Source organism: Xanthobacter sp. BG11Y11_SDJG (genome assembly GCF_057364445.1).
The window spans coordinates 12352-29133 of the sequence record NZ_JBNFNU010000012.1; the positions used below are offsets into that span (position 1 = coordinate 12352).

Genomic DNA, 16782 nt, shown 5'->3' on the forward strand with positions numbered 1-16782 from the left:
GCACAAGGAGCCGATCATGAACCAGCACGCCAAGGCGCCGTTCCAGGACATCCTGTACGAAAAGCGCGACGGCATCGCCACCGTCACCATCAACCGCCCGCAGACCTACAATTCCATCACGCAGTTCACCGCCGAGGAGATGATCGCGGCCCTGCGCGACGCGGCGGAGGATGACGAGATCGGCGTCATCGTGCTCACCGGCGCCGGCGAGAAGGCGTTCTGCTCGGGCGGCAACATGCAGGCCATCGCCGAGCGCACCTCCTCCCACAAGCGCAACCATCTGCGGGTGATGGCGCAGCTCGCGCTGATGCTGCGCACCGCCGCCAAGCCCACCATCGCCGCCGTGAACGGCTATGCCATCGGTCTCGGTCACGAATTGCACGTGATGTGCGACATCACCATCGCCGCCGACCATGCCAAGTTCGGCCAGACCGGCCCGAAGATGGGCAGTGTGCCGGTGTGGGGCGCGACCACGTTGCTCCACCGCGTGGTGGGCGAGAAGAAGGCGCGCGAGATCCTGTTTTTCTGCCGCCAGTACACCGCCCAGCAGGCGCTGGAGATGGGGCTCGTGAACCACGTGGTGCCGATGGCCGAGCTGCGCGCCACCACCGAGGAATGGTGCCAGGAGCTGCTCGACAAGAGCCCGCAGTCGCTGCGCATCGCCAAGCTCGCCTTCAACCAGGAATCGGACCAAAGCCTGTGGGCCGGCATGTTCGCGGGCGCCGAGCTGCTCTCCATGCACATCGACAGCGACGAGTTCATCGAGGGGCCGACCGCTTGGCTCGACAAGCGCAAGGCGAACTTCCGCGCCTACCGCAAGCGCAAGGTCCGCGAGGGCTGAGCGGACTGCGGTCCGGCGCGCGGGGTGGCCAGCGGCCCCTTCGCCGGACATGGCTCCAAAGTCCGCGTCCCCCGCCGCGGCCGTGGAGCCTGTACTTCAGGCCGACCGGCGGCGCTGACGCGGCCGGACGGGACGCGGCTCGCGGCGCACCGCCGCCATGGCGGCGTCCAAACCGCCGGACACCACAGGTCTCGCGCCGTGCTCATACATTCCGATTGGCTCTGGGTGATCTTCACCCTGGCGGCGGCGCTAGCGCAGACGCTGCGCAATGCGACGCAGCGCGGGCTGATCGCCGGTCTCGGCGCCACGGCCGCGGCCCATGTGCGATTCCTGTTCGGCCTGCCGTTCGGCCTCGCCTTCCTCGCCGTGCTTCTCCTTTTGACCGGAGACATGCCGCCGCGCCCCTCGCTCGTTGCGCTCGGCTGGATGCTGTCCGGCTCGCTGATGCAGATCCTCGGCACCGCGCTGATGCTCTCGGCCATGAGCGAGCGATCCTTCGTGGTCACCATCGCCTACACCAAGACCGAGCCGGTGCAGGTTGCGCTGTTCGGCATCGTCATGCTGTCGGAGAAGCTGACGCTGCCGCTGATTGCGGCCATCCTGATCGCCACCTCGGGGGTGATGATCATGGGCTGGCCGGCGCGCCGGGTTCCGGGAATGGACCGCCACCGGTTGAAGCCGGCACTGCTCGGCATGGCTTCGGGCGCCTTCTTCGCCATGGCCGCCATCAGCTTTCGCGGTGGCATCCTCGCGCTTCAGGCCGAGAACTACATCCTGGCGGCGATCACCACGCTCGCCATCGGCCTTCTGATGCAGACTGCCATGCTCACCGCCTGGCTGGCGCTGAGGGACCGGGCGGCGCTGCGCGAGATCGTTAAGGCCTGGCGCCCCTCGCTTGGCGCCGGCTTCCTCGGCGCGGTCGCCTCCGCCTTCTGGTATCTCGCGTTCGCGCTGGAGAGCGCCGCCCGGGTGCGCACCCTGGCGCTCGCCGAAATCCTGTTCGCCCAAATCGTCTCGCGCAACATGTTCCGACAGAAGACCAGCCCCAGGGACGCGATCGGAATTGTCTTGGTGGTGGTGGGAGTGGTCATCCTGCTCAACTCCTGACCGCCGGCAGTTGCTTAACGAAACGACGTTCCGCAAGCTGCGATGGCGGTCCGGCCTCTATGGAAGGCGGTCGCACGCTATGGTAGGAGCTTCCGTCGAAAGGTTGGGGCCAAGATGGAAAAGACGGTCGTCAAGGCGTTCGAGCTGCTCGAACCCTCGCGGGAATGGACAAGCCGACCGGAATCACCGCGCTCGCGCAGGAGCTCGGCCTCACCAAAAGCAACGTGTTTCGGCTGCTCAACACCATGGCGCGGCGCGGCTATGTCCGCCGCCACGAGGACGCCGGGCAGTACGAGCTAACGCTCAAGGTCTGGCACCTCGGCATGATGGTGCTCTCGCGGCTCGACGTGAAGAAGGCGGCCGCGCCGCACATCGAGGAGTTGATGCGGACCACGACGGAATCGGTCCACCTCTCGATCCTCGTGGGCGGCGATGTCACCTATATCGAGAAGATCGAGAGCGAGCAGGCCGTGCGTGCCTATTCGCGGGTGGGCGACCGTCCGCCCGCCCACAGCGTCGCCACCGGCAAGGTGCTGCTCGCCTATTTGCCCGAAGACGTGCTGGAGAAGCGCCTGGAGCAGGGCCTGCCGAAATACACCACGCGCACCATCACCAATGCCCGGGTGCTGCGCAAGGAGCTGGAGGCCATCCGCAAGCGCGGTTTCAGCGAGAATCGCGGCGAGTGGCGCGAGAGCGTATGCGGTGTCGCCGCGCCGATCCGCGACTGGAGCGGGCAGGTGGTGGCGGCCGTAGGCATTTCCGGGCCCGCCGAGCGGCTGAAGCCGGACACGCTCGAGCGCTTCGCTCCCCCGGTGATCGCGTGTGCCGAGACCATCTCGCGCGAGCTCGGCTATCTGCCGAGCGCGCCGGAGCCCCTGCCTGTCCCGGAACCGAAGAAGCGCGCGCCGCGCAAGGCGGTGGTGAAATAGGTTCCGGAACGCAAAAGGGACACCTCCCGGCAGCAGCCGCAGGCGCCCAGGCCAAATGCCGGCGCCGAAGATCGAGCGACCGGCCAGGGTCACCTCAGGAGGCCAAGGTCAGGCGCCCCGCGCCTCGCGCGAGCGGTCCCACAGGTTGGGTGTCGTCGCATTGGCGTATCCGGACACGAAGCTCTTCACCTCGCCGGTGTCTGGCACGAAGACGTGCCGCTTCACAGCGCCGATATTGGCGCCGTAAACGTGGATGGAGATGGACGGCATGTCCGGCACCGCGTTCGACACCTTGTGGATGTCGCCGACGGTCGGGCTGACGGCGCAGATCTCGCCCGGCCGCAGGATTTCCTCGTCGGTCTTGGTGAGCTTGCCCGCCGCGTCGCGCTCGAAGCTCTCGCTGGTCTCGGCCCCGCGCAGCATGCCGACGAGCCCCCACACCGTATGGTCGTGCACGGGCGTCGACTGGCCCGGCCCCCACACGAAGCTGACCACGCTGATGCGCTCCAGCGGATCGCAGTGCAGCAGATACTGCTGGTAATATTGCGGGTGGGGCCGGGTGTATTCCTCCGGAAGCCAGTCGTCGTGGCTGACGAGGTCCTGGAGCAGCGGGCGAATCTGATCGAGCACTCTGGCCTCGTCCTTCGTCGCGCCGATGATCTCGGTGGCGCGGACGATGAAATCCCTCAGGCGGCTGATATCGGTCGACATGGGCCTTGCCTTTCCCTGCTCTATGCCTCAGCCCGCGATCGCCTTAAGGGCCGCGGCGTTGTCGAGCGCACGGATGACGTCCTCGCGGTGTTCGCCGAGCGCCGGCGGCGGCGAACGGATCTCGATTCCCTTGCCGGAAAGCATGACCGGGGAGGCGAACGTCCTGGTGGTGACGCCCGACGGCAGATCGGTCTCCCGCACCCAGCCCATGTGGACCACCTGCGGATCGGCGAGAATCTCAGAATAGCTGTTGATGGGACCGCACGGAACACCGACGCTCGTGAAGCCCTCGATCCATGCGGCGGTGCTGCGTTCGGCGAAGATCTCCTCCAGCAGAATGCGCAGCTCCGTCTGGTTGCGGGTGCGGCTCGCGGTGGTGAGGAAGCGCGGGTCCTCCACGAGGTCGGCGCGTCCCACCAGTTCGCATACCGAGCGCCAGAGCCGGTCATTGCCGGCCGCCATGGCGAAATAGCCGTCCTTCGCCTTGAAGGCCTGATAGGGCGCATTGCGCGGATGCGCCGAGCCGAGCTTCTTCGGATCAACGCCGGTGCCGAAATATTCGCTGGTCTGCAGCGCCGCCATGGCGAGCGTCGCGCCCAGCATTGAGATGTCGATATGGTCGCCCTCGCCGCTCACCTGCGCCTTGCGCAGCGCGGAGGCGATGGAGAACGCGGCGTAGAGGCCGGCGCCGAAGTCGGAGATCGGAACGCCGCACTTCACTGGCGGCCCGTCCGCCTCGCCGGTCACGCTCATCACTCCGCCCACCGCCTGAATGGTGAGATCGAAGCCGCCCTCGTGCGAGCGCGGACCGCTCTGGCCGTAGGCGGAGATAGAGCAGTAGACCAGGGACGGCTTGTCCTTCGACATGGCGGCATAGCCGAGGCCGTTCTTGTCCATCACGCCGGGACGGTAGTTCTCGACCACGGCGTCGGCGGACAGGATGAGCCTGCGGGCGATATCGCGCTCGGTCGGGTCTTTGAGATTGAGCGCGATCGACTTCTTGCCGCGATTGAGCGAGGCGAAGTTCTCGCTGTAGCCATTGGTCAGCGGCGGCCACTGGCGCAGCGAATCGCCGACGCCCTCGCGTTCCACCTTGATCACCTCCGCGCCCATGTCGGCCAGCAGCATGCCGCAGAAGGGGCCGGATGCGACCTCGCAGAACTCGATCACCTTCACACCGCTGAGGGGCAGCACACTTCATCTCCGTGAGGTTCGCCGCCCGGCGACCTGAACCGCTCCGTCGGGCCAAGGCTGGGGGGACGAGGTGGGGCGCCAGGGCGCGATGCGCTTTGTGCTGTTTTTTAGAACAATGTTTCATTACTTAAGGAAATCCGCCGCGAATTGTCAACCCGGGGGAACGCCGGAAATAGGTGTCCGTTCCAAATTATGATCCGCGCGCGGCGCGGGTGCCGACTGTCTTGACGGCGGCATCGGCAGGCTGCTCATAACGCGTCCGACACGAGGGAAAACGCAAGGCCATGACCACGCTTCCGGACCAAATGAGGGTGATCGTTCTGTCGCAGCCGGGCGGGCCCGAGGGCCTGGTTTCCGGCACGCGCCCCGTGCCTGCCGTCCCCGCGGGCTTCGTGCTCGTGAAGGTCGCCGCGGCCGGCGTGAACGGCCCGGACCTGATGCAGCGGCGCGGGCTCTATCCGGCGCCCAAGGGCGCCTCCGATCTGCTCGGCCTGGAAATCTCCGGCCACGTGGAAGCGGTCGGCGCGGGCGTCGACACCTGGCGCGTCGGCGATGCCGTCTGCGCGCTGACCAATGGCGGCGGCTATGCGGACTATTGCGCGGTCGACGCGCGCCACTGCATGCCCATCCCCGAAGGCGTCTCGCTGGAGGACGCCGCCGGGCTGCCGGAGACCTTCTTCACGGTCTGGAGCAACGTCTTTCTCGGCGCAGGGTTGAAGGCCGGCGAGACGTTCCTCGTCCATGGCGGCGCCGGCGGCATCGGCGCCACCGCGATCCAGCTCGGCAAGGCGTTCGGCGCCAGGGTGTTCGCCACCGAGAGCCCGCAGGCGCGCTGCGACTTCTGCCGCGAGCTCGGCGCCGACACCGCGATCGACTACCGCACCGAGGACTTCGTCGAGGTGCTGCGCGCGGCGGGCGGCGCCGACGTCATCCTCGACGTGGTGGGCGGCCCCTATGTGGAGCGCAACATCAAGGCGACGCGCCACGACGCCCGCATCGTTCAGATCGCCTTCGCCCTCGGCAGCAAGGTGGAGATCGACCTGATGCCCATCATGCTGAAGCGCCTCAGCTATTCCGGCTCGACCCTGCGCACCCGCCCCGACGCCTACAAGGCGCTGGTGGCGCGCGACCTGGTGGAGAAGGTCTGGCCCAAGATCGCGGCGGGCGCGATCCGGCCGGCGACGTTCAAGGTGTTCCCGCTCGCCGAGGCCGCGGAGGCCCACCGCCTCATGGAGAGCGCGGGGCATTCGGGCAAGATCCTGCTGCGGCCCTGAGGTCGACGCCGAAGCCGGGTGGTCCGTTCAGACGGAGCTCCCGGCCGCGAAGGCGGGCGGGTCGAAGCAGGTCACCGGCGGCACCGCGCCGTCGAATCGCTCCATCTCCACCAGACATGAATGGGCCGCGCAGCCCTGTCCCAGCCGCGACGTGCCCCGGTCGGCGGTCAGGACGTTCGGGTTTCCGTGCTTCTCTAGCATGCCGTCGACGCCGGGCTCGACCGGATCGAACCAGGCCCCCGTGGCCAGCTGCACCACACCGGGCCGCAGTTCGTTCGACAGCACCGCCGCCGCCAGGCACGCGCCGCGCCCGTTGAAGATGCGCACGATATCGCCATCGCCGATGCTGCGCGCCGCCGCGTCGCCAGGATGGATGCGCACCGGCTCGCGCTCCTTGATCTTCGCCGCCTGCGCCACCGCGCCGAAATCGAACTGACTGTGCAGCTTGGTCGCCGGCTGGCTGGAGATGAGGTGCAGCGGATAGCGCTCGGCCTCGGGCGCGCCGAGCCATTCCTTCGGCGCGATCCAGGCCGGATGGCCGGGGCAATCGTCGTAGCCGAAGCCCGCGATGGATGGCGAAAAAATCTCGATCCGCCCCGAGGGCGTGCGGAGGGCGTTGCCGACCGGATCGCGGCGGAAGGCGGCGAGCGTCGGTTCGCTATGCTCGGCCTCTGGCAGGAGGGCGATGCCTTCGCGCCAGAAGGTGTCGAAGTCGGGCAGGTCGAGGCCCTTCGCCGCCGTGCGCTGGCGCGCCACCCCATAAAGCTGGCGCAGCCACTCCTCCTCGTCACGGCCTTCCGTGAAAACCTCCCTCGCGCCCAGCCGTTCGGCGATGGCGGCGAAGATGGCGAAGTCGGCGCGCGCTTCCCCCGCCGGCTCCGCCACCTTGTGGGAGGCCGAGATCATGCGGTCGCGCGAGGAGCAGGCGACATCGTTCCGCTCCAGCTGGGTCGCCGCCGGCAGCACGATGTCGGCATGCCGCGCAAGGCCGTTCCACCAGGATTCATGGACGATCACCGCCTCCGGCCGCCGCCAGGCGCGCAACAGGCGGTTGAGGTCCTGGTGATGGTGGAACGGATTGCCGCCCGCCCAGTAGACGAGGCGGATGTCGGGATAGACGAGGCGGCGCCCGTTGAAGTCGAAGCTGCCGCCCGGGTCGAGCAGCATGTCGGCGATCCGCGCCACCGGGATGAAGTCCGGCACCGGATTGTCGCCCTGCGGCAGGGACGGCCAGGCGAAATCGTGGATCGGATTGCCGATGCCGTTCACCGAGCCGAAGCCAAAGCCGTATCCCCCGCCGGGCAGGCCGATCTGCCCCAGAATGGCGGCGAGCACGATCGCCATCCAATAGGGCTGCTCGCCGTGGTCCGCGCGCTGGAGCGACCAGGACATCATCAGGAATGTGCGCTTCGCCGCCATGCGGCGCGCCAGCGCGCGGATGTCCTCGGCCGGAACCTGCGAGATCTCCTGCGCCCATTCGGCCGTCTTCGGCACGCCGTCGCCGTGGCCGAGCAGATACGCGCGGAAGCGCTCGAACCCAATAGTATAGCGCTCGATGAAGCCGGTGTCGCACAGGTCCTCGACTACGAGCGTGTGCGCCAGCGCCAGCATGAGGGCGACATCGGTGCCGGGCCGTGGCGCCATCCATTCGGCCTCAGCCTCGGCGGCCGTGTCGTCGCGGATGGGACTGATGGAGACCAGTTCCGCGCCGCCCTCCTGGCAGGCGCGCAGCGCCGCGCGGACGCCGTGGCGCACGATGCCGCCTGAAGAGACCTGCGCGTTCTTCGCGCCGATGCCGCCAAACATGACGATCAGCTCCGCGTGGCCGGCGATGAGGCGCCACGGCGTGTGCTCCACATGCAGGCCGAGGCGCTCGCCCACCACGTGCGGAACGATCACGTCCGCGGCGCCATGGCTATAGTTCGAGAATGAGCGGGTGTAGCCGCCGATGGTGTTGAGGAAGCGGTGGATCTGGCTCTGGGCATGGTGAAAGCGGCCGGCACTCGCCCAGCCGTAGGAGCCGCCGAAGATGGCACGGTTGCCGTGGGCGCGGCGCACCCGGTCCAACTCGCTGGCGACCAGATCGAGCGCCTGCGGCCAGTCCACCTCCACGAACGGCTCCGCACCGCGGCCGGCCCCCGTGGCCGCCGCGCCGCGCTCCAGGAACGAGCGCCGCACCGCGGGCCGCAGGATGCGGCAGGGATGATCGAGCGCGCCGAGCATGGACTGGGCGATCGGCGAGGGGTCGGGGTCGCCCTCGTAGGGATCGAGCGCCACCGCGCGCCCGTGCGCCATGGCGGCGCGGTAGATGCCCCAATGGGTGGTCACGGTGGGTCGCCGGGGCGTCGGCAGCATGGCGTATCCTCGCCTCAGCCGGCGTTCGCCGCCGGAGCGGCGAGCAGCCCCATCAGATGGCAAATGTCGCGCGCGCTGTCGAGGCCGGCGATGGCGTCGCGGATGGCGCGGGCGCGCTCGGCACCCACCGCCGGCTCCGCATGCTCGTTGAACTTGCGCGCAATGGCGGCATCGTCGAGCGGATTGTCCGGGTGGCCCGGCGGCAGCGGGCACACGGCCTCCGCCCTGCGGCCGTCCGCGAGCGTCACGGTGACGGCCGCGCCGGTGCCGCGGTGATAGTCGCGCGTAAACGCGTCGTCCGCCACCAGCGTCGCCTTCCCCAGGAGGGTGCGCAGCACCGGATCGACGAGCCGCTCCGGCGTGAACTGCGCCGGCCCGCAGGCGCCGTCCATGAGCGCCACGGCCATCAGATAATAGGGGCTGTGGTCGGCCAGCTCCTTGGTGGTGGGGGCGGTCTTCTGCCCGTCCGAGGTCGGCCAATCGAGGATCTGCTGCGGAAAGCGGCCCTCAATGGCGACGATGTCGCCGGGCTGGGGCGCCAGCCGCGCGCGCAGATCGAGCGCCGCCTGGATCAGACCCTGAGCGGGCGAGAACGCCTCGAAGGGCTTGATCCGCGCCTGCACGATGCGAAACGTTCCGTCCAGCGGCGCGGCGAGGGCGGCGAAGTCCGAGCCGCCCGCCACCGCCCGGTCCCAGCCATAGGCGCCCTCGAAGATGGTCTCTGGCCCCGTGAGGCCATGGGCCGCCATCAGCGCCGCCTCGACGCCGCCCTTGGCGGCCACCGCCTCGATGGTGGCCTTGATGGTGGCCATGCGCCCGCGCATGGACTCAGTGAGGATGTTGCCGTGGGTCCCGGCGATGGCGAGCGCCTCGGCGGTGCCTGCGGCATCGAGGCCCATCAGCCGGGCGGCGGCGGCGGCGCTGGCGTAGGACATGTTGGTGGCATGGTGCCAGCCGCGGTCCCACAGGCTCGGCGTGCCCGCATGGTCGCACAGGCGGAACTGGACCTCGTAGGCCGCCACCAGCGCGGCGATGATGTCGCGCCCCGAGGCGCCCGTTTTTCACCCACGGCAAGGATTGCGGCGAGGTTGCCGCTGGCATGGGCGGGATCGCGGCCGAAATAATAATCGTTAACGTCGAGATAGCGCAGCGCCGTGCCGTTGGCGAAGGCGGCGAGCGTGCATGAGGTGCGGGCCTGCGAGCCGATGATCGTCGCCTCCGGTCGCCCGCCCAAGGCCTCGACCATGGCGTAGACCGCCCGGGTCGGATCGCCGGACAGCCCGCCCAACGCGCAGCCGACGGTGTCGAGGATGAGAATCTTCGCCTTGGCGACAACTTTGTGCGGCAGATCCTCGAAGCGGATCTCGGAAGCGATGGCGGCAAGGCCGTCGCGGACATGCCTGGGAGCGGGCACGGCAACGACGGAGGCGGCAGAGGCGGCGGCGCTGGTCATGGAAGGCATGCGTCCTCGATCAAGTCCTTACCGGCCGCGTTCCGCCGCGGCGGCGTGGTCGGCGTCCGGCGCCGTCGTCAGGCGCCCGCGCGGCCGCCTACTCGTTCTTGACGTTGGCTTCCTTGATGACGCGAGCCCACTTGATCATTTCGTCCTTCAGGAACGCGTCGAACTGGGCGATGGAGCCTCCAGTAAAGGCGACGCCGATCTGAGAGAGCTTCTGCTCCACGTCCGGCATCTTCATGATGCGAGCGATCTCGGAGTTGAGCTTCTCGCGGATGGCGAGCGGCGTGCCGGCGGGCGCGAGCACGCCCCACCACTCCACCGAAACCACGGGATAGCCGCTCTCCTCCAGCGTCGGCACGTCCGGCAGCACTGGCGAACGCTTCTTGCTGGACACGGCGATGGCGCGCGCGCGGCCGGAATCCACGTAGGGAAATCCGGTCGGAACCGTGCTCATCGCGGTCTTGATGTGGCCGGCGGAGAGGTCGGAAATGGCGAGCGCGCCGCCCTTGTAGGAGACGTGAGCGTTGTCGAGCTTGGCGACGGTCTTGAACCACTCCATGGTGACGTGGCTGCTGCCGCCGGCACCGGACGTGGCGTAGGGGTAGTCCTTCGGGTTGGCCTTCACCAGCTTCACGTATTCGTCCAGAGTCTTCGCCGGCACGGAGGGGTGGACAACGACCAGGTTCGGGATTTCCGTGAGGAGGATGACCGGTTCGAAATTTTTCACCGGATCATAGGGCAGCTGGGTGAAATTTGGATTGATCACGTGGCCGCTGGTGATCACCACCAGCGTGTAGCCGTCGGGCGGGGAATTCGCCACCACTGCGGTGCCGATGGAGCCGGCTGCTCCGGGCCGGTTCTCCACCACGACCGGCTGCCCCCAGTCGACCGACATCTTGTTGCCGATCAGTCGCGCCAGCGTATCGGTTAGCGCGCCGGGCGCGAACGGAGCGATGAGGCGGATCGGCTTGTTCGGGTAGTTGGCGGCCGCATCTTCCGCGCGCACGGGCGTGCCCGCCAGACCGAGCACGGCGGCCAGCGCCGCGCCGCCCATCAGGTTCACGATGAGATTCATTCTCCTCCCCTCCGGCTTGGTGTTCCGGCCCGTATGTCGGACCTGGCGTGCCTTCTGTCTCATATTTTGAGCATAGGGTTCGATATATGGCACGTGTCACGCTCGCCCTGTCAAGGCGCGTCGCGCGCGTGGCCCTCCATAACGCAGTCGGGGCCGGGGGATATTCTAGTGTTCTGAATGATGAACTTGTGATCTAATTATCGGAACAATAGTACCGAAGCGCCTGCAGGTGGGAGGGGGGCGAGGAATGGACATGATGCTGGATCGCGTCGATCAGGGGCGCGCCGCTCGGGACTGCGAGTCCCTTGCCGAGCTCGAGCGCGAAGTGAAGCGCGATCTGGACCGCCTCAATTACCCGCCGCGCGCCTGGCCGGTGCAGAAGCTGGCGCCCGACGGGTCGACGGCGCTCGACGCGCTGGTAATCGGCGGCGGAATGTATGGCCAGACCATGGCTTTCGCGCTCCGCCGCGAGGGCATTCGCAACGTGCGAGTCATCGATCGCGCCCGCGAGGGCGAAGAGGGCCCATGGGGCACATACGCCCGCATGGACATCCTGCGCTCGCCGAAACGCCAGTGCGGCCCGGACCTCGGCGTGCCTTCGCTCACCTATCGCGCCTGGCACGAGGCCCAGGGACGAAGCTGGGACGAACTCTACAAGGTCCACCGGCTCGACTGGCTCGCCTATCTCCTGTGGCTGCGGCGGGTGCTCGAACTGCCTGTCGAGAACCAGACCAATCTCCACGCGCTCGAACTCGCAGACGGATTCCTGCGCGCCGAAATCGAGGGCCCGCTCGGCCGCGAGGTGGTCTTTTCTCGGAAAGTGATCCTCGCCACCGGCCGCGAGGGTGCGGGCGGGCGGCAGGTACCCGCCTTCCCCTCGTTCGACATGACTAGCGGCGACCGCCATCCGCAGATCCATCACTCCGCCGACGCCATCGACTTCGCCCCGCTCCGGGGGAAGCGCGTGGCGATCCTAGGCGCCAATGCCTCAGCGCTGGACAATGCCGGCACGGCGCTGGAGGCCGGCGCGGCCGCAGCGGTGATGTTCTGCCGCCGGCCGACGCTGCCGCAGGTGAACAAGTCGCGCTGGATGGTCTTTCCCGGTTTTCAGCACGGTTTTCCCGCAATGGACGACGCCGCGCGATGGGAATTCATGAGCCACGTCGCCAGCGTGCAGATGCCGCCGCCCCACGAATCGGTTCTGCGCTGCACGCGGCACGCCGGCTTCGATCTGCGGTTTGCCGAGCCCTGGGTCGACCTGATCCCGGACGACGACGCGATCGACATCGTCACCGCGAAGGGGCGACATCGCTTCGATGCCGTCATCTTCGCCACCGGCTTCAACGTCGACCTTGCCGACGTGCCCTATCTGCGCACAATTCTGCCGCACATTGAAACGTGGGGGGAGCGCGTCGCGCCGGATGAGGCGGCGCGCTTTCCGGCGCTCGCGCGCCTGCCCTATCTGACCCCCGACTTCCAGCTCACGGCGAAGGCCGGCGTCCACCCGCCGGAGGTCGGAGACCTCTATCTGCTGAGCTTCGGCGCCAGCCTCAGCCATGGCGCGCTTGCGGGCGACCTGCCGGCGGTGCGCGCCACCACCACCCGTGCAGCTGCTGCAATCGCCCGCGACCTTTTCGTCGCCGACTTCCGGACCTACCGGCAGAGCATGCGACGGTTCCGCGAGGCCGAGCTGGAGCCGACCCCTTACTTCGTTCCTCCCGAGGACATCGCGCCGTGATGCGCCGCGCGGATCGGCGTTGACATTTTACGAAACAACGTTCCATTTCTTTGTCGAACGTCCGCCAGCCCTCAGCTGCACGCCTTTCTTCATGCCGCTGCGGAATATCATCCTTTGGCAATGGAAAACGGACAGGCGATGAGCACAGGACAGGGCGCGGAAGAACTGATCATCGAGCGGGCGGGACCGGTGACGCGCCTCCAGCTCAACCGGCCCGCGCGCGGTAATGCGCTGAACGCTGGGCTGGTTCTGGCACTCAGCGCCGCGGTCGCCAGCGCGGCGCGCGACGGCACGCGCCTGCTCGTCATCGAAGGCGCCGGGCCGAGCTTCTGCTCGGGCTTCGACCTCGGCGGCCTCGACCGGCAGAGCGACGGCGACCTGGCGCTGCGCTTCCTGCAGGCGGAAGGGATGCTGCAGGCGGTCCATCACTTCCCCGGCGAGACGCTGGCCCTCGCCCATGGACGCGTGTTCGGCGCCGGGGCCGATCTGTTTGGCGCGTGCGCGCGCCGGATCGCCGCCCCCGGGACGACGTTCCGCTTTCCCGGCGTGCGCTTCGGCGTGGTGCTCGGCACCCGGCGCCTGGGCGCCATCGTCGGCGCCGGAGCGGCGCGCCGACTGATTCTGGATGGCATCGAGCTCGATGCCGACACCGCCATCGCCCATGGCTTCGCGAGCGAGATCATTGCGCAGTCCGCGTGGCAGGAGCGCCAGTCGGCCATCTTCGCCAGCTTCGGGCTCCTCGCGCCGCAGACGCACGAAGCCATCTCCCGCTGCCTGCGCCCTGACACGCGGGCGCAGGACATGGCCGACCTCGCCGCCTCCGTCGCGCGCCCGGGCCTGAAGCAGCGGATCGAGAGCTACAAGAGCGAGATCGGAAACCGATCCTGACGGCCGAAGATGCCGCGAGAGGGAGGAATGCATGGACTCGAAACTCAAGGGTGCAGTCGCCGAGACGGGCCGCCCCAGATCGGCAAGTCCTATCCCGCAGGTGAAGAACTGGAACGATGTTCTGACCGGGGCTACCTGCATCGGCATCGCCGGCTGGGGGTTGTGGCTCGCGCAGAACCTGAGGGTTGGCACCGCCGTGCGGATGGGGCCCGGCTGGCTGCCCACCGCGAGCGCCTACGTGCTGATCGCGTTGGGCCTCGCCATCATGGTGCGCAGCCTGTTTGCGGACGAGGACAAGCTGGCGCGCTGGTATCCGCGGCCACTGATCCTGGTCTGCGCCGCCATCGCCTTCTTTTCCGTGGCGCTTGATCGGCTCGGCCTGCCGATCACCATCTGCGGCGTGGTCTTCATGGCCGGCCTTGCCGACACCGAGACCCGCTGGCGCGAAACGATCGTCCTCGCCATCGGGCTCGCGGTCACCGCAAGCCTGATCTTCGTGGATGCGCTGGGCCTGCCCATGCCGCTGTGGCCGGAGTTCTTCTGATGTTCGACCTGTTCAATCAGTTCCTGTCCGGCTTCGCCACCGCCGCACAGCCGGCAAACCTCCTCTACTGCCTGATCGGCGCCCTCATCGGCACGCTCATCGGCGTCTTGCCCGGCCTCGGTCCGGTGGCGACGGTGGCCATGCTGCTGCCCGTGACCTTCTATCTCGAGCCGGTCTCGGCGCTTATCATGCTCGCCGGCATCTATTACGGCGCCTCCTACGGCGGCTCCACCACCGCCATCCTGGTGAACCTGCCGGGCGAGAACTCGTCCGTCGTCACCTGCCTCGACGGCTACCAGATGGCGCGCCAGGGCCGCGCCGGTCCGGCGCTGGCGATCGCCGCCTTGGCCTCGCTGTTCGCCGGCCTCTTCGCCACCCTCTTCATCGCGCTCTTCGCGCCGCCGCTGGCGGAGGTCGCGCTGCTGTTCGGCCCCGCCGAATACTGCTCGCTGATGGTGCTCGGCATGATCGCCGCCATCGTGCTGGCGCGTGGCTCGGTCCTCTCGGCGCTCGGAATGATCGTGCTGGGTTTCTTCCTGTCCATGATCGGCACCGACATCAATACCGGCCAGCCGCGCATGACCCTCGGCATCCCCGAGCTCAACGACGGCATCGGCTTCGTGCCGCTGGCAATGGGCTTGTTCGCCATCGCCGAGACGCTGCGCAACCTGGAAAGCCCGGAGTACCGCTCGCTCGTTCAGGCCAAGATCGGCAGCCTGATGCCGAGCCGCCAGGACTTCCGCGAAGCGAGCCCGGCCGCGATCCGCGGCACCATCCTCGGCGCCATTCTCGGACTCCTGCCGGGCGGCGGCGCAACGCTCTCCGCCTTCGCCGCCTACGCGTTCGAAAAGCGCATCGCCAAGAACCCCGACCGCTTTGGCAAGGCGCCGTCGAAGGCGTCGCGCGCCCGAGGCTGCCAACAATGCCGGCGCGCAGACCTCGTTCATCCCCCTGCTCACGCTGGGCATCCCGTCCAATGCCGTTATCGCCCTCATGGCGGGGGCGATGATGATCCACGGCATCCAGCCGGGACCGCAGGTGATGACCAAGAACCCGGAACTTTTCTGGGGCGTCATCGCCTCGATGCTGATCGGCAACATCATGCTGGTCATCATCAACCTGCCGCTGATCAGCGTGTGGGTGGCGCTGCTCAAGGTGCCCTATCGCATGTTCCATCCGGTGCTGCTGGTGGTGTCCTGCATCGGCGTCTACAGCGTCAACAACTCGTCCTTCGAGGTGCTGCTGTTGATTGTCTTCGGCGTGCTCGGCTACGCGCTCACCAAATGGCGGTGCGAGCCGGCGCCCCTGCTGCTGGCGTTCGTGCTCGGTCCGCTGCTGGAAGAGAACCTGCGGCGCGCTATGCTGCTGTCGTCGGGCGATCCGAGCGTATTCGTCACCCGTCCCATCAGCGCGGTGCTCCTGGTGCTTGCCGTGTGCCTGCTGGTGATCGTGATCCTGCCCAATGTGCGCAAGACCCGCGAATTGGCCTTCGAGGAGGAGACGTGAACGCCAATCCCGCCGGACGCCGCCAACCACCACACCAGGGGAGCCGAGCCGGACATGAAGACCCCCCTTTCGCCTGACCTTGTGATCGTCGAGCTTGGCGAGCGGATCGCCGTTGCCGTCTGCGGAGCCCTGGTCGCGGAACTCGGTGCCACGGTGGTGGTGATCGAGCCCGCTGCGCCGGGGGACGGGGGCACCAAAGCGCCACACCGCGCCAGCCTGGCCGCCGGCAAGCACAGCCTGGCGCTCGATGGGCCGGACGCCGCGGCCGAGGTCGCCGCGGTCATATCCAAGGCGGATGCGGTCCTCGTCTCGCGCGACCTCGACCGGCACTGGCCCGAGCCGATCGCCGCGGCCCTGGCGCAGGCCGGTCTCGTCTGCGACGTCACCGCGCTCGGCGCCGGAGCGGACGGCGACCCTCTGCCGGACGGTCTGGTCCAGGCGCTCTCGGGGGTGATGGACGTCACCGGCGACCCGGACGGGCCGCCGATCCCCTGCAACACGCCGATCCTCGAATTCACCTCCGGCTTCTATGCCGCCGCGTCGGTGCTGCTCGCCCTGCGCGCCCGTGCGCGCGGCGCGCCGCCCCAGCACGCCGCGGTCGCCCTGTACGACTGCGCCTTCAGCATGCTCACCACCTTCCTGCCCCGGCATTTCGCCGGCGGCACGCCGAAGCGCATCGGCAACCACCATCCCTCCATGTCGCCGTGGAACGCCTACCGCGCGCGCGACGGCTGGGTGATGGTCTGCTCCGGCTCCAACGACCAGTGGGTGCGCATCTGCCGGATCATCGGCCGGCCCGACCTCGCGGACGATCCGCGCTTCACCACGCCTTCGGGACGCGTGACCCACAATCCCGAGGTCGACCGGCTGATGGAGGAGTGGACCTCCCGCCTGACGGTGGCCGAATGCATGGACCAGCTCGACGCCGGCGCGATCCCCGCCGGCCCGGTGGCGCGGATCGCCGATCTGTTCGAGGAGCGCAACCTGCGCCACCGCCATATGACCCGGACGGCGGCGCTGCCGACGGCACGCACGTGCGGGTGCCCGGCGCACTGTTCCGAGGCTCCCAGGCGCGCGGCCGGCGGCGCAAGCGGTGCCGCAAAGAGACGAAGACCGCGATTTCGTGCGCGACCTTCTCGCCCGCCGGACCGCGCCGCGCCG

Annotated in this window: 13 protein-coding genes and 3 pseudogenes; 10 read left to right on the forward strand and 6 right to left on the reverse strand. The window is 68.4% G+C overall.

Annotation, left to right across the window (positions count from 1 at the left end; translation table 11 throughout):
* Positions 1–16 precede the first annotated feature (16 nt).
* From AC2W7M_RS02970 to AC2W7M_RS02985, 4 genes and pseudogenes are all read left to right on the forward strand, one after another.
* Positions 17–841, forward strand: a complete 825-nt coding sequence (locus tag AC2W7M_RS02970; RefSeq protein ID WP_486129929.1) for an enoyl-CoA hydratase-related protein — start codon at positions 17–19, stop codon at positions 839–841.
* 204 nt (positions 842–1045) lie between these two features.
* On the forward strand, positions 1046–1948 hold the full coding sequence (locus AC2W7M_RS02975) for an EamA family transporter (protein ID WP_486129949.1): 903 nt from the start codon (positions 1046–1048) through the stop codon (positions 1946–1948).
* A gap of 161 nt (positions 1949–2109) precedes the next feature.
* Positions 2110–2223 (forward strand): annotated as a pseudogene (locus AC2W7M_RS02980) (helix-turn-helix domain-containing protein); the annotation flags it as partial.
* A gap of 51 nt (positions 2224–2274) precedes the next feature.
* Positions 2275–2877, forward strand: a complete 603-nt coding sequence (locus AC2W7M_RS02985) for an IclR family transcriptional regulator (protein ID WP_486129951.1) — start codon at positions 2275–2277, stop codon at positions 2875–2877.
* Between the two features lie 108 nt (positions 2878–2985).
* Here the strand turns inward: AC2W7M_RS02985 and AC2W7M_RS02990 are convergent, their stop codons facing one another.
* On the reverse strand, positions 2986–3588 hold the full coding sequence (locus tag AC2W7M_RS02990) for a cysteine dioxygenase family protein (RefSeq protein WP_486129931.1): 603 nt from the start codon (positions 3586–3588) through the stop codon (positions 2986–2988).
* A gap of 27 nt (positions 3589–3615) precedes the next feature.
* Positions 3616–4782 carry a CaiB/BaiF CoA transferase family protein gene (locus AC2W7M_RS02995; protein WP_486129933.1) on the reverse strand — a complete coding sequence of 389 codons (1167 nt, stop codon included), beginning with the start codon at positions 4780–4782 and terminating at the stop codon, positions 3616–3618.
* Between the two features lie 284 nt (positions 4783–5066).
* Here AC2W7M_RS02995 and AC2W7M_RS03000 point away from each other — a divergent pair, with 284 nt between their 5' ends.
* Positions 5067–6056, forward strand: a complete 990-nt coding sequence (locus tag AC2W7M_RS03000) for an NAD(P)H-quinone oxidoreductase (RefSeq protein ID WP_486129934.1) — start codon at positions 5067–5069, stop codon at positions 6054–6056.
* 27 nt (positions 6057–6083) lie between these two features.
* Here AC2W7M_RS03000 and AC2W7M_RS03005 read toward each other — a convergent pair whose 3' ends face one another.
* From AC2W7M_RS03005 to AC2W7M_RS03020, 4 genes and pseudogenes are all read right to left on the reverse strand, one after another.
* Positions 6084–8411: a molybdopterin-dependent oxidoreductase gene (locus tag AC2W7M_RS03005; protein WP_486129936.1), complete on the reverse strand. Its 2328-nt coding sequence runs from the start codon at positions 8409–8411 to the stop codon at positions 6084–6086.
* 14 nt (positions 8412–8425) lie between these two features.
* A complete protein-coding gene (locus tag AC2W7M_RS03010; RefSeq protein ID WP_486129953.1) occupies positions 8426–9094 on the reverse strand; it encodes an MmgE/PrpD family protein in 669 nt (222 codons plus the stop codon).
* Between the two features lie 36 nt (positions 9095–9130).
* A pseudogene (locus tag AC2W7M_RS03015) lies at positions 9131–9873 on the reverse strand (MmgE/PrpD family protein); the annotation flags it as partial.
* 88 nt (positions 9874–9961) lie between these two features.
* On the reverse strand, positions 9962–10945 hold the full coding sequence (locus tag AC2W7M_RS03020) for a tripartite tricarboxylate transporter substrate binding protein (RefSeq protein ID WP_486129938.1): 984 nt from the start codon (positions 10943–10945) through the stop codon (positions 9962–9964).
* Between the two features lie 253 nt (positions 10946–11198).
* On the opposite strand from AC2W7M_RS03020, the gene AC2W7M_RS03025 reads away from it, so the two are divergent.
* From AC2W7M_RS03025 to AC2W7M_RS03045, 5 genes and pseudogenes are all read left to right on the forward strand, one after another.
* Positions 11199–12683 (forward strand): NAD(P)-binding domain-containing protein, encoded by a 1485-nt coding sequence (locus tag AC2W7M_RS03025; protein WP_486129940.1) that lies wholly within the window; start codon positions 11199–11201, stop codon positions 12681–12683.
* 120 nt (positions 12684–12803) lie between these two features.
* Positions 12804–13571, forward strand: coding sequence for an enoyl-CoA hydratase/isomerase family protein (locus AC2W7M_RS03030; RefSeq protein WP_486129955.1), 768 nt, complete (start codon positions 12804–12806; stop codon positions 13569–13571).
* Positions 13572–13602: 31 nt separating this feature from the next.
* A complete protein-coding gene (locus tag AC2W7M_RS03035) occupies positions 13603–14115 on the forward strand; it encodes a tripartite tricarboxylate transporter TctB family protein (protein WP_486129942.1) in 513 nt (170 codons plus the stop codon).
* Positions 14115–15621: pseudogene (locus tag AC2W7M_RS03040) on the forward strand (tripartite tricarboxylate transporter permease). The gene AC2W7M_RS03035 and the pseudogene AC2W7M_RS03040 overlap by 1 nt, the downstream one beginning before the upstream one ends.
* 54 nt (positions 15622–15675) lie before the next feature.
* A partial coding sequence (locus AC2W7M_RS03045) for a CaiB/BaiF CoA transferase family protein (RefSeq protein ID WP_486129943.1) occupies positions 15676–16782 on the forward strand: 1107 nt, incomplete at its 3' end.

Bases quoted from the DNA above. Each gene is read 5' to 3' on its own strand.
- AC2W7M_RS03000 (WP_486129934.1), top strand. From the start codon at position 5,067: ATGACCACGCTTCCGGACCAAATGAGGGTGATCGTTCTGTCGCAGCCG.
- AC2W7M_RS02970 (WP_486129929.1), top strand. From the start codon at position 17: ATGAACCAGCACGCCAAGGCGCCGTTCCAGGACATCCTGTACGAAAAG.
- AC2W7M_RS02985 (WP_486129951.1), top strand. From the start codon at position 2,275: ATGGTGCTCTCGCGGCTCGACGTGAAGAAGGCGGCCGCGCCGCACATC.
- AC2W7M_RS03020 (WP_486129938.1), bottom strand. From the start codon at position 10,945: ATGAATCTCATCGTGAACCTGATGGGCGGCGCGGCGCTGGCCGCCGTG.
- AC2W7M_RS03025 (WP_486129940.1), top strand. From the start codon at position 11,199: ATGATGCTGGATCGCGTCGATCAGGGGCGCGCCGCTCGGGACTGCGAG.
- AC2W7M_RS03035 (WP_486129942.1), top strand. From the start codon at position 13,603: ATGGACTCGAAACTCAAGGGTGCAGTCGCCGAGACGGGCCGCCCCAGA.
- AC2W7M_RS02990 (WP_486129931.1), bottom strand. From the start codon at position 3,588: ATGTCGACCGATATCAGCCGCCTGAGGGATTTCATCGTCCGCGCCACC.
- AC2W7M_RS03030 (WP_486129955.1), top strand. From the start codon at position 12,804: ATGGAAAACGGACAGGCGATGAGCACAGGACAGGGCGCGGAAGAACTG.
- AC2W7M_RS03005 (WP_486129936.1), bottom strand. From the start codon at position 8,411: ATGCTGCCGACGCCCCGGCGACCCACCGTGACCACCCATTGGGGCATC.